This window comes from Sunxiuqinia sp., assembly GCF_055140945.1.
Window position 1 is genome coordinate 1 of sequence record NZ_JBSQYS010000067.1, and the last position, 12,390, is coordinate 12,390.

Consider the following 12,390-nt stretch of genomic DNA (forward strand, 5'->3'; position numbering starts at 1 on the left):
AGATAGTCGCCCAAATAAAGACGATGCTTTCCGTCCTGAAAGTCGAAATTCAATCAGGGTATAAAGAGCTATTCATCAACTGACGAGAACAACTTTTTGCGCGGCGTGGCAACAAGTCTGGATTTAGGAAAATTCCAATGGAGTTCATTTGTTTCCTATAAGCGGTTTGATGCAAATAAAGACAGCGTTGATGGGGCTGCTGTTTTTACTTCTTTTCAAACTTCGGGTTTGCACCGGAGCCAAAACGAAATTGACGATAAAAACTCGGTCAGGGCCTTTACTGCCGGAACGAACCTGAGTTTTTCTTTCGATAAACTATCCGTTGGATTAACCGGAATTCATTTTCGCTATGAGCTTCCATTGCAACGAAAACTGGCAGACTACAACCTTTTTCTGTTTGACGGAAGACAGGTGAGTAATCTCGGATTGAGCTACAAGTATGGGCTGAACCGTTATTTCTTTTTTGGAGAAACAGCCTGGTCCAGTACAAGAGGAACGGCATTTATTCAAGGGGTGCAGGCTAATCCGGCAGATCAGATCGGACTGTCTGTTTTGTACCGAAATATTGGTAAAAACTACAATGCCCCATTGGCAGGGGCTTTCACCGAAGGAAGCAAAGTGAATGACGAACAAGGCGTTTATTTTGGAGCAGTGGTTCAACCCATCGCGGGAGTCAGCCTCCGCATGTACGCTGATTTTTTTCGATATAACTGGATAAAATATACAACTGTTGCGCCCGGAAAGGGACAGGAGTATTTGCTTCAGTTGGATTATAAGGTTACTCAGGACTGGAAGGTGTACTCCCGTTACTTTTTAGAGAAAAAGCCGGTAAAAGCGAATGGCGATTTCACAAAGTTAAACCTGGAACAATCTAGGGAAAAGGTTCGGATTCAGGTTGAAGGTATTCTTTGGGAACAGCTTATCTCAAAAAGCAGATGGGAGTGTATTTGGTATCAACACGAGCAAAAATCATTTGGTTGGATGGTCTTTCAGGATGTCGGTTTTCACAGTAAAAGTAATTCGCAGGCATGGTGGTTGAGGCTGGCTTATTTTCATACTGACGACTACGATTCGAGGGTTTATGCTTTTGAAAATGATCTGCTTTACCAGTTTTCTGTTCCCGCCTTTTATGGTAAAGGAATACGTATCTATGCAAATGGAAAAGTTAAAATATGTGAAAAGATTGACGTTTGGATGAAAGTTGCAAGAAGCTGGTTTCTTGGGGTTGACAAGCTGGGTAGTGGTTATAGCCAGATTGATGGTGGCAAAAAGACTGAAGTTAAATTTCAGTTAAGATTCAAGTTTTGAGTTGATTTTATATCTTTGCGGCAAATGCTTAAAGGATTGGGGTGAAAATGAACTATGACGATATTCGACCTTATGAAGACCATGAAGTTAATCACTACATTAACGTATTGCTGAAAGACGATATTTTTCAAGAGGTACTTCAATTTATTTTTCAGGATGAAAACCAACGTGCTCAGGCGAAAGCAATGTTGTCGAAAATCCAGACAGTAGAGGAGTTGCAGTTGACTTTTATGCTTTCGTTGGTTGCTGATTGGATTATTAAAAAGACAACTTGTGGCGTAACGTGGAGTGGTTTGGATCAGTTGGATAAATCGAAAAGTTATTTGTTCATTTCCAATCATCGAGATATTATTTTGGATGCAGCGCTTTTAAACTATACCATTGTAAAGGCTGGAATGAATACCACCGAAATTGCAATCGGCAACAACTTGTTGATTTACGATTGGATTGTTCATGCGGTAAAGTTAAACCGGGCTTTTGTTGTTAAACGAAATTTGCCTGCCCGAGAATTGCTGATGGCCTCGAAAAAGCTTTCTACCTATATTCGTGAAGCCATTACCAGCAGAAACCGATCGGTTTGGATTGCTCAGCGCGAAGGAAGGACAAAAGACGGAAATGACCAAACGCAACAAGCGTTGCTTAAAATGTTGAACTTAAGCAACGATAAGGACTTTGTTGAAGGTTTTCATGAACTGCAAATTGTGCCCCTTTCTATTTCCTATGAGCGTGAGCCTTGCGGAATCTCAAAGGTTGAAGAGATTTATAAACGCGAAAGTGAGGGGTTTGAAAAGACACAGGCTGATGATTTGAAGAGCATGGCTTTTGGATTAACTCGTCCGAAAGGAAGGGTTCACTTTTCGTTTGGTAAGCCAATTGATGCACCGTTGGAAGAGTTTGCAAAAGCTGAAACAGCCAACGAGAGCGTTCAGCAGCTAGCTGATTATATTGACGAGCGGATTTACAAAAACTACAAACTTTGGCCGAATAATTACTTAGCAGCCGATTTAATGAACGGTAAAGATGAACATGCCGACAAAATTGAAGAGGCGACGCGTGATAAGTTTTCAGAATTACTTCAGGATTTAGTCGATACAATTGGAGAAGGAGATTCAAAGCGTCAGCAGGAGTTGTTTGTTAAAATGTATGCCAATCCGTTGTTGAATGCTGAAAATGCAGTAAGTAAAAAGGCGAATGCTTAATTCAGCATAAAACAATAGAATCTATTCTCAGATTTCCGTTATCAATTTGTCTGTCTTGGTTTATTGACAACGTTGATGAATTGCTTGATGGTTGCTTCATTTTTGAATTTTACCGGGATTGAAATTTTCAAATCGAAATAAGGGGTTTTAGATACCACATACTTCCATTTTTTACTGCCGAGGATTGCTCTTTAATTTGGGAGTAAAAGAACAATGGTTGATATTTGCAATTAACCTGCAATTTGTAGAACTTCGTTTGTCGTTTACCAATACCTGCAATGAAACGAGCATGTAAAATATTCACACACAGAAGTATGATTGTTTAAAGCGAGTTCCATGTGTTGCGAAAAATAAACAATTATAAACACATGAAAAAATCCGACAGGAAATTTTTACATCGACCCGAATATCCGGGAGGAAATGAGTCATTCAAAGCTTTTATCAAAGAGCATTTGGTTTATCCCAAACAAGCGTTGGAAAATGAAATTCAGGGAACAGTCTATTTACAAGCCGAAATTAATGACGAAGGTGAAGTGTTGCAGGTAAAGGTAGATAATGGCATTGGCTTTGGTTGCGACGAGGAAGCTGTCCGGTTGGTGAAAATGATGCACTACGGTAGGGTGAAGAATCGTGGGGTACGATTAAAAGCATGGAAAAAGCTCAGGATAAATTTTCGTCTGGATGAACACAAGCCCAAAGGGGTCTCGTACAATTATTCAGTAAAATCGGACAAAGAACAAAAGTCGGCTTCAGGTACTTCATACCAGTATACGATTCAATTACCTCCTAAAAAATAAATTCCTTTCGTTTCTGATTGTCGGCACGCGTCAACGTTTTCTTAACTCTCCATATTTAATTTAAGTCCGTAGTTTTTTTATCAAGCTTACACAGGTTAACTTTTTTACCTGCTGTTTCGTAATTTAAAATGTTAACGATTGTTTATTTGAGGACTATGGCATTTATTTTGATTGGTTTATAATTGCATTAAATGATTTAGAGTGATGAAAAAAATGACAAGTGTAATTCTGTTGCTTCTAGTGTTTTCAGGTTTTTCTATGGCGCAGAAAGAGACAGATAAAAAAGAAAATATCAAAGCGTTAATCGAAAGCAGGCAGTTTAAATTTACTGCTCGCTCGGTGACACCAATGAGTGGAGGAACGATCAATTTAACTTCAACTTACGATTTTTCCGTAGATAGCATGCAGGTTGAATCCTGGTTGCCTTTTTATGGGCGGGCTTATCAATCGGATTATGGCAGTACCGAAGGAGGTATCAAATTTAAAGAGGTCGCTAAGGTTCTGGAAGTTGAGAGGAATGACAAAAAAGACTCTTATGAAATCCGAATTGAAGTAGACACCGCAAAGGACAGTTACAAGATTGATATCCATGCTGGCGACAGTGGTTATGCTTCCATGAGTATTCTTTCCAACCGTAGGCAGTCGGTGAGTTATTACGGCATTATTGAGCCGTTAGATGAATAAAAAAAAGGCAGGTTTTTCCTGCCTTTTTGGTTGTATGATTTTATTCTTAACCTTCTACGTTAACTTTTTTTGATTCTCCCGGTAAAATCAGATTCAGTAAAATTCCAACAACAGCTGCCAGTCCAATTCCTGCGAGTGAAAAATTGCCCCAGGAAATAACTGCACCTCCAATTCCGATAGTCAGCACGATAGAAACAACCACCTGATTTCGAATTTGTGAAAGATCGGTTTTTGAGTCGATCAGTGTTTTTATGCCGACAGAGGCAATTAATCCAAAAAGCAAAAGCATGATTCCTCCCAATACTGCTTGAGGGATGGTTTTCAGAATACCGCTGACCTTTCCGATCAATGAAAAAACGATCGCAGTAATTGCAGCAATTCGCAAGATGAATGGGTTGGTTACTTTTGTTAGGGCAATGGCTCCTGTAACTTCAGAGTAAGTCGTATTTGGAACACCTCCAACCATACCTGCAAGTCCGGTGGCAATACCATCGCCTAGTAAGGTGCGGTGTAAACCGGGCTTTTCAATAAAGTTTTTATCAGCCACGCCACCAATTGCGTACATGTCGCCTACGTGTTCGATAATTGGGGCCACTGCGACAGGAATCATATATAAAATAGCATTCCAGTTAAATTCAGGCACGATAAATCCGGGAAGCTGAAGCCAGGCAGCTTCTTTTATTGGGGTGAAGTCGATAACGCCAAATACCAGGCCGGCAATGTACCCAACGACGATGCCAATGAAAATAGGAATCAATTTGATTAAGCCTTTGGTGAATACGACCACAATAACAGCTGTAGCCAGGCTAATGACAGCAATGGGCCAATGTGTTTTGGACATATCGATAGCTGTTCCTGCCAGTGACAAACCAATAATCATGATTACCGGACCAACTACTGTAGCAGGGAAAAGGCGCTCGATGAGTTTTATGCCCCGCCATTTTACGAGTGCCGAAACGGCTGTGTATACAATACCAACCGCAACAATTCCGGATAGTGCTCCCGGTAAGCCATAAAGTTTCGTGGCTTCAATAATTGGAGCAATAAAAGCAAAGCTACTGCCCAGAAATACGGGAACCATTCCTTTTGTTATCAGGTGAAAAATTAGCGTTCCAATTCCGGCAGTGAATAGAGCCACGGCAGGATCGATACCAACCAGAAGCGGAACAAGTACAGTTGCTCCGAAGGCTACAAACAAAAATTGCACGCCCAAAACCATATTACGTCCTGTAAATTGGTTCTGGTTTTCATTCATTTTCAGCTTAGTCATTTAATTGAAATTTAGTTAGCGAGTGTTAATATAGTTTTGCGGAAATGTCGCGGATATAAAGCTGGATATTTGTTTTACCTCTAAAAACATTTTCGGCTATCGAATAACAAATGTCAAAAGGTAAACCTTGGCTGATGGCATCGTAATGATCAGCCTGATTAAAAGCGATGGCCGGGAATACTGATGAGTTTCCGGTTGGTTCAACCAGATCAAGCTTAAGGTGTTCCAGCTGACGGCCAACACAGCGGCTGGTACCACTGTCAAGCACATTTTCGGTGACAAAAACCGGATCCATATTGTGAGGTCCAAACGGAGCAAACTGTTTCAGAATACGGTAGAACTTGGGTGTGATTTCTGAAAGTTGAATTTTGGCATCCACATCCATCGTTTCCGTTTGCTGTTGCTTCGTAATGCTATTGGCCACGATTTCTTCAAACCGACGGGTGAATGCCGGGATGTTGTCAATTTTCATGGTTAAACCGGCAGCGTACATGTGTCCGCCATACGATTCCAAAAGGTCGCTGCACGAACCAATTGCTTCGTACAAATCAAAATTCTTTACGGAGCGTGCTGAACCTGTTGCCATGCCGTTTGACTCGGTAAGGATGACAGTTGGACGGTAATAATGCTCAGTCAACCGGCTGGCCACAATGCCAACGACTCCTTTGTGCCAGTCGCGGTTGTATAGCACCGTTGCTTTACGTTCGTTTTGGTTCGGATCGTGGGTGATCATATCCAGTGCTTCCTGGGTAATGTCACGATCCAACGTTTTGCGTATCTCGTTGTACGAATTGATTTCATTGCCGAGTTCGATGGCTTCTTCTTCTTCAGTAACCACCATGATTGCCACTGATTTTTTACCGTGTTCAATTCGACCTGAAGCATTCAGGCGTGGTCCAATTTTAAAAACAATATCGCTCACCGAAATATCTTGCCCCACAAGGCCCGACATTTGGATGATGGTTTTCAATCCGAGGCTGGGGTTCGAATTTAGTTTGCGAAGCCCGTAATAGGCCAGCACCCTGTTCTCTCCAACTACCGGAACAATGTCGGAAGCAATACTGACAACGACAAGATCAAGTAAATCGTAGAGCTCAACAATCGGGACATCATTTTTTTGTGTGTAGGCCTGAAGCAGTTTAAAACCAACTCCACATCCGGAAAGCTCTTTGAACGGATAGTTGCAATCCGGGCGTTTGGCATCAAGCACCGCAACCGCCTCGGGAATGACATCATCAGGGTTGTGATGATCGCAAATGATAAAGTCAATACCGCGATCTTTGGCATTTTTTATTTTTTCAACTGCTTTAATTCCACAATCCAAAACGATAATAAGCGAAATTTTTTCTTCCTCTGCAAAGTCAATACTTCGCGGCGAAATACCGTAACCTTCCGAATAACGGTCAGGAATATAATAGTCCAGATTTTTAATCCGGCTACGTAAAAATTGGTACATCAAAGCGACCGAGGTCGTTCCGTCAACATCATAGTCGCCATAAATCAATACTTTTTCTTCGTTTTCAATGGCGCGTTCAAGTCGTTCAACGGCTTTGTCCATGTCCTTCATCAGGAATGGATCATGTAAATCGGAAAGGCGTGGTCGGAAAAAAGATTTTGCTTCGGCGTAAGTTGAAATTCCTCGTTGTGCTAACAGGTTTCCAATAACCATATTTACGTTGAGGGCAGCAGATAAATGCTTGATAACATTGGCATCGCCTTGAGTTTTAATGTTCCAGATTTTATCCATTCTTGCTGATTACTTCTTCCTCGTTTTGGGTGCACAAATTTAATTTGTCAAAGATAAGCAATGCTTGGCGATCTGGAAAACGAAAGCACGCCATATCGTTGACATTCTGTTAACAATAAAGCGATATTCGAATCTAAATTTCACCCATTCAAATCATTAGACTTGTTATAAAATTATCAATAGCAAGATAAGAGTCTCAAAATGTTGATTATGTTATATTTAGTTTGAGATAGACTTTGGAATGTAATCAGCATTTCTTTGTTATATTTGCACCTGATTTTTTTAGAAATATTTCAAACTGAAAAGTACCCATGAGTATAGCAGAGCTTAGCGAGCAAGAAGTGATCCGCAGAAATTCATTGGCCAGATTGCGTGAGTTAGGAATTGAACCTTACCCGGCAGAGCAGTATCCGGTGAATACGAAGGCAAAAGAGATAAAGGACAATTTTGATCCTGAGAAGGAGAATTATCAGGAGGTTGTTTTAGCGGGACGGATTATGAGTCGCCGAATTATGGGGAAAGCTTCATTTGCTGAATTGCAGGACGATTCTGGTCGTATTCAGATGTATTTTAATCGTGATGAAATTTGCCCGGGAGATGACAAAACCTTATACAATGAGGTTTTCAAAAAGCTGTTGGATATTGGCGACATCATTGGCGTGAAGGGATTTGCGTTTACTACGCAGGTCGGAGAGAAATCCGTTCATGTAAAAGAGTTTACGGTACTAGGAAAATCACTTCGTCCGCTTCCGATTGTGAAGGAAAAGGAAGGGAAAACCTACGATGCATTTACTGATCCGGAGCAACGTTACCGTCAACGCTATGTCGATTTGGTGGTTAATCCACAAGTGAAAGATACTTTCATTAAGCGCACAAAAATTGTCAACACCATGCGCGAGATGTTTAACGAACGAGGATACATGGAGGTGGAAACGCCTATTTTGCAAGCCATTCCAGGAGGAGCCGCTGCCCGCCCGTTTATTACCCATCACAATAGTTTAAACATTCCGCTGTATTTGCGAATTGCCAATGAGCTTTACTTGAAGCGTTTAATTGTTGGTGGTTTTGAGGGCGTGTATGAATTTGCCAAAGACTTCCGCAACGAAGGAATGGACCGGACTCATAACCCGGAGTTCACCGTGATGGAAATCTATGTCGCGTACAAAGATTACAAGTGGATGATGGATTTTACAGAAGAGATGGTGGAGCGTGTGGCTTTAGCACTTCATGGAAAAACCGAGATTCCTGTTGGCGATAAAATGATCGACTTTAAGCGTCCGTATCCTCGGGTGACCATGCGGGAAGCTATTCTGGAGCACACGGGGCATGATATCGCCGGAAAAGCAGAAGCCGAACTTCGTGAAATCTGTAAAGCATTAGATATTGAAACCGATCCATCGATGGGTAAGGGAAAATTGATTGATGAACTTTTTGGTGAAAAATGTGAACACAATTACATCCAGCCAACGTTTATTATAGACTACCCAATTGAAATGTCGCCACTCACCAAGAAGCATCGTGACAATCCCGAATTGACCGAGCGTTTTGAGTTGATGGTAAATGGAAAAGAATTGGCCAATGCCTACTCGGAGTTGAATGATCCGATTGATCAGCGCGAGCGTTTTGAAGATCAGATGAAGCTTTCGGAAAAAGGAGATGATGAGGCCATGTTTATCGATCAGGACTTTTTGCGTGCCTTGGAGTATGGTATGCCTCCAACATCGGGAATGGGAATTGGAATTGACCGGCTGACAATGTTTATGACCAATAACATGTCAATTCAGGATGTATTATTTTTCCCACAAATGAGACCGGAGAAAAAAGCTGCGGTTGATACAGATGAAATGTTCGTAGAAATGGGCATTCCAGCCGAATGGGTCGAAGTTGTTCGTAAACTTGGATTTCAAAAAACGGAGGCTTTGAAAGAAGCGAAACCAGGAAAATTTTTCAATGACCTTTGTGGTTTCAATAAAAAAAACAAACTTGGGCTTACAAACCCTTCAATGGATGATGTAAAGCAATGGCTGGCATAGCCGGAGCTACTGATTATGTATGTAGAACCCAAAATAGCGATTATCGGAGGTGGAAGTTGGGCAACAGCTTTGGCAAAAATATTACTGAATAATGTTGAAAGCATTAATTGGTACCTCCGAAGTAGTGAGAATATTGAGCAATTCAAACGGTATAGGCACAATCCAAACTACTTGCGAGGGGTTGAGTTTGATATTGATCAAATCGTCTTCTTTAATGACATCAATCAAATTATTGAAGAGTCAGATGTGTTGGTGTTGACGATTCCTTCGGCTTTTTTACATGATTCGCTTAAGGATCTGACAGCCGATATCAGCAATAAATTCATCGTGTCTGCCATTAAAGGAATTGTTCCTGAAACCAACCAGATTATTGCAACCTATTTAAAAGAAAGCTATAAAGTTCCGTATGACCGGATTGGTGTGATTGCCGGGCCCTGTCATGCAGAGGAAGTAGCGCTCGAACGTTTGTCGTACCTGACGATTGCCTGCCCGGATATTAAACGAGCTCGTGATTTTGCATCCCGATTAGAATGCCCTTATATCCGTTCGCATGTTTCCGACGATATCTTTGGGACAGAGTACGCATCGGTATTAAAAAATATTATCGCTATTGCTTCGGGCATTGTGCATGGTTTGCGCTATGGTGACAATTTTCAGGCAGTACTTGTAGCCAATGCCATTCAGGAAATTAAACGTTTTGTAGATAAGGTACATCCGATAACCCGCGATATTAAGAGCTCAGCCTATCTGGGCGATTTACTGGTAACTGCTTATTCTCAGTTTTCAAGAAATCGCACATTTGGTGCAATGATTGGAAAAGGATACACCACCCGAACTGCTCAGATTGAGATGCACATGGTGGCTGAAGGCTATTATGCTACCAAGTCAATTCATGAGATTAATGAGGTATTCAAGGTGAAAATGCCTATTTGTGAGGCGGTGTACAATATCCTTTACGAAAATGTTCCACCCTCAATTGAGATCAAAGAATTGACCGGAAAATTGAGATAAACTGCGGGGAATATTGCCTGCTGGTTTTCCTGTTACATTCGATTTATCATTAGGATAGTTCGACCCAAGCGTCTACACGTCAACCCATAAAAAAGAGGTAGTCCATCTGGAATACCTCTTCATTAATTAGATCAAAATTTCGTTATCGCATTTCTTTATATGCATTGATCAATCCATTGGTCGATGCATCGTGTGTTGAAATAGATTCTTCATTTGTTAATTCAGGAAGAATATTGTTGGCCAACTGTTTACCAAGTTCGACACCCCACTGATCGAAACTGTAGATGTTCCAGATGATCCCCTGAACAAATATTTTGTGTTCGTACATGGCAACCAAAGCACCCAGGGTATGTGGCGTTAGTTTCTTAAATAAAATGGAATTGGTTGGGATGTTCCCTTGAAAGATTTTAAAATTCTTTAATGCCTGAATTTCTTCATCCGATTTTCCGGCAGCTTTAAATTCGTCCACGACTTGAGCTTCCGTTTTTCCTACCATCATCGCCTCGGTTTGTGCAAAAAAGTTCGCTAGCAACTTCGGATGATGATCACCAAGTTGATTGTGGCTAATTGCCGGAGCCAGGAAGTCGCAAGGAATTAACTTGGTTCCCTGGTGAATCAATTGATAAAAGGCATGCTGACCATTAGTACCCGGTTCGCCCCAAATAATCGGGCCGGTTTGATAGGTTACGGGCTCTCCATTACGATCGACATATTTCCCGTTACTTTCCATGTTTCCTTGCTGAAAATAAGCAGAGAAACGATGCATGTACTGGTCGTAAGGAAGGATTGCTTCTGTTTCGGCACCATAGAAGTTGTTATACCAAACGCCAATTAGTGCCAATATTACCGGAATATTCTGATCAAAATCAGCTGTTTTAAAGTGATTATCCATGGCGTGTGCTCCTTCAAGAAACCCGACGTATTTATCGAACCCAATAGCACAAGCTACTGATAAGCCGATGGCCGACCAAACCGAATAACGACCACCTACCCAATCCCAAAAGCGGAACATGTTTTTGGTGTCAATACCAAAGGCAGAAACCGCATCGACATTTGTAGACAATGCTGCAAAATGATTTTTTACAAATGACTCATCGTTAGCCGCACTCAAAAACCAACTTTTTGCACTGTTGGCATTGGTCATGGTTTCTTGCGTGGTAAAGGTTTTCGACGCTACAATAAATAACGTGGTCTCAGGATTAACCAACTTTAAGGTTTCAGCAATGTGTGTTCCATCTACATTCGATACAAAATGCAGATTTATATTTTCTTTTTTGTACGACTTTAACGCCTCAATGACCATCAATGGCCCCAGATCGGAACCTCCAATGCCAATATTTACAATATCGGTAATGGGTTTGCCGGTATATCCTTTCCAATCACCCGAAATGATGCTTTCGGAAAAGTTTTTCATTTGCTCCAATACCTCATTAATTTCAGGCATTACATCTTTACCATCAACCAAAATAGGCGTATTGCTACGGTTACGCAAAGCTACATGAAGCACCGCGCGATCCTCAGTGACATTGATTCGTTGGCCTGAAAACTCGCTGGCGATGGCTTCTTTCAAACCACACTCTTCAGCTAGCTGTAACAACAACGACAACGCTTTGTCATCCAATCGGTTTTTAGAGAAATCCAAAAGGATATCTTCAAACTTCAATGAGTATTTCTCGAAACGAGAAGCATCATTGGTAAACAGATCTTTAATTTGAGTGTCTTTAAACGAAGCATAATGCGCCTCCAGAGCCTTCCATGCTTTTGTTGTTGTCGGATTTATTTTTGGTAGCATATTGAGTGATTTTAGTTGTTATTTAATACAATAGTAGATGTCAATTTTACGAGCGATTACAAAGATAAAAAAAGCATTTTAGATTCAGTCCATTCTGTTTGAGCGATCAGCGATTCAGCATTTAATTTATACTGGCAGGTGTTTCTTTGTGGTGGTTTTCGAATCGCCAGTTGTTTTTGCTGCTGTTGGGGCGTTGCCCCAACAACCCCAGTTCCTTTTCTCCTTGGATGAGAAAAGGAACCAAAAGAATCAAGGCTGACGATGCTTTTGAACGAAAACTACGGGTCAGTCACTGCCCGAAAACCAAACTCCTCCTTTTCAGTCGTCAAACAGGGTTTTCTTAGCGAGTCCCTTCGCTGCTTCCTTCCCTTGTTTTCTAGTTCAAAACCTTCGTAGGCCGAGCTTTTCGCCTGTTGGCGAAGCGGGGGACTTAAATGTCCCAATTAAGTGCTCGTCTTCCTGAACTTGTTTCAGGATCTGTTGGCGACTTGCACCAGTATTGTCCGAAACAGATTGCTTCGGTCGTTCCTTCCTCTCAATCACGTTTTT

9 protein-coding genes are annotated in these 12,390 nt (G+C 41.4%); 6 read left to right on the forward strand and 3 right to left on the reverse strand.

Annotation, left to right across the window (positions count from 1 at the left end):
• Window positions 1-105 precede the first annotated feature (105 nt).
• From ACTB00_RS19290 to ACTB00_RS19305, 4 genes are all read left to right on the forward strand, one after another.
• Window positions 106-1,308 (forward strand): hypothetical protein, encoded by a 1,203-nt coding sequence (locus ACTB00_RS19290; RefSeq protein WP_463301544.1) that lies wholly within the window; start codon window positions 106-108, stop codon window positions 1,306-1,308.
• 47 nt (window positions 1,309-1,355) lie between these two features.
• Complete coding sequence (locus ACTB00_RS19295) at window positions 1,356-2,507, forward strand: 1-acyl-sn-glycerol-3-phosphate acyltransferase (protein ID WP_463301550.1); 1,152 nt, start codon at window positions 1,356-1,358, stop codon at window positions 2,505-2,507.
• Between the two features lie 368 nt (window positions 2,508-2,875).
• Window positions 2,876-3,304 (forward strand): energy transducer TonB, encoded by a 429-nt coding sequence (locus tag ACTB00_RS19300; RefSeq protein WP_463301545.1) that lies wholly within the window; start codon window positions 2,876-2,878, stop codon window positions 3,302-3,304.
• 204 nt (window positions 3,305-3,508) lie between these two features.
• Window positions 3,509-3,988 (forward strand): DUF4251 domain-containing protein, encoded by a 480-nt coding sequence (locus tag ACTB00_RS19305; protein ID WP_159518751.1) that lies wholly within the window; start codon window positions 3,509-3,511, stop codon window positions 3,986-3,988.
• A gap of 46 nt (window positions 3,989-4,034) precedes the next feature.
• Here ACTB00_RS19305 and ACTB00_RS19310 read toward each other — a convergent pair whose 3' ends face one another.
• Entirely contained in the window at window positions 4,035-5,258 is a 1,224-nt protein-coding gene (locus ACTB00_RS19310; protein ID WP_463301546.1) for a uracil-xanthine permease family protein, read from the reverse strand.
• A gap of 25 nt (window positions 5,259-5,283) precedes the next feature.
• Window positions 5,284-7,005: a single-stranded-DNA-specific exonuclease RecJ gene (gene recJ / locus ACTB00_RS19315; RefSeq protein WP_159518749.1), complete on the reverse strand. Its 1,722-nt coding sequence runs from the start codon at window positions 7,003-7,005 to the stop codon at window positions 5,284-5,286.
• A 311-nt stretch (window positions 7,006-7,316) separates the two neighbouring features.
• Between recJ and lysS the strand changes: the two genes are divergently transcribed.
• Window positions 7,317-9,038 (forward strand): lysine--tRNA ligase, encoded by a 1,722-nt coding sequence (lysS, locus tag ACTB00_RS19320; RefSeq protein ID WP_463301547.1) that lies wholly within the window; start codon window positions 7,317-7,319, stop codon window positions 9,036-9,038.
• Window positions 9,039-9,053: 15 nt separating this feature from the next.
• Window positions 9,054-10,049 (forward strand): NAD(P)H-dependent glycerol-3-phosphate dehydrogenase, encoded by a 996-nt coding sequence (locus ACTB00_RS19325; RefSeq protein ID WP_463301548.1) that lies wholly within the window; start codon window positions 9,054-9,056, stop codon window positions 10,047-10,049.
• 142 nt (window positions 10,050-10,191) lie between these two features.
• On the opposite strand, the gene pgi is transcribed toward ACTB00_RS19325, so the two are convergent.
• Complete coding sequence (pgi, locus tag ACTB00_RS19330; protein ID WP_463301549.1) at window positions 10,192-11,841, reverse strand: glucose-6-phosphate isomerase; 1,650 nt, start codon at window positions 11,839-11,841, stop codon at window positions 10,192-10,194.
• Window positions 11,842-12,390 lie beyond the last annotated feature (549 nt).

Coding starts and splice junctions, on each gene's coding strand:
- ACTB00_RS19295 (WP_463301550.1), top strand. CDS start 1,356: ATGAACTATGACGATATTCGACCTTATGAAGACCATGAAGTTAATCAC.
- ACTB00_RS19300 (WP_463301545.1), top strand. CDS start 2,876: ATGAAAAAATCCGACAGGAAATTTTTACATCGACCCGAATATCCGGGA.
- ACTB00_RS19305 (WP_159518751.1), top strand. CDS start 3,509: ATGAAAAAAATGACAAGTGTAATTCTGTTGCTTCTAGTGTTTTCAGGT.
- lysS (WP_463301547.1), top strand. CDS start 7,317: ATGAGTATAGCAGAGCTTAGCGAGCAAGAAGTGATCCGCAGAAATTCA.
- ACTB00_RS19310 (WP_463301546.1), bottom strand. CDS start 5,258: ATGACTAAGCTGAAAATGAATGAAAACCAGAACCAATTTACAGGACGT.
- pgi (WP_463301549.1), bottom strand. CDS start 11,841: ATGCTACCAAAAATAAATCCGACAACAACAAAAGCATGGAAGGCTCTG.
- ACTB00_RS19325 (WP_463301548.1), top strand. CDS start 9,054: ATGTATGTAGAACCCAAAATAGCGATTATCGGAGGTGGAAGTTGGGCA.
- recJ (WP_159518749.1), bottom strand. CDS start 7,005: ATGGATAAAATCTGGAACATTAAAACTCAAGGCGATGCCAATGTTATC.